Origin of the sequence: Rhizobium ecuadorense (genome assembly GCF_001187535.1) — a bacterium.
Lineage (GTDB): Bacteria > Pseudomonadota > Alphaproteobacteria > Rhizobiales > Rhizobiaceae > Rhizobium > Rhizobium ecuadorense.
In genome coordinates this window covers 1-240 of the sequence record NZ_LFIO01000450.1, presented here as the reverse complement: position 1 = coordinate 240, position 240 = coordinate 1, and the positions used below count along the sequence as shown (strand labels likewise).

The window sequence follows — 240 nt, the reverse complement described above, 5'->3', positions numbered from 1 at the left end:
GCGCCGGGGTCGTCGGCGAAATTGCGACGGGCTATCCGGGTTATGATTCCATCATCCCGATCGAGAAAGGCACCATTGGCACGATCCTCAGGGAGAATGGCTACGCGACATCGTGGTTCGGCAAGAACCACAACACGCCTTCCTATCAATCGAGCCAGGCAGGGCCGTTCAATCAATGGCCAACGGGTATGGGCTTTGAATATTTCTACGGTTTTGTCGGCGGTGACGCCAGCCAATGGC

General features: G+C 56.7%; 1 protein-coding gene. It reads left to right on the top strand.

The window, feature by feature from the left end; translation table 11 throughout:
* On the top strand, positions 1-240 hold a 240-nt coding region (locus AF337_RS11110), incomplete at both ends, for a sulfatase-like hydrolase/transferase (protein WP_152970979.1).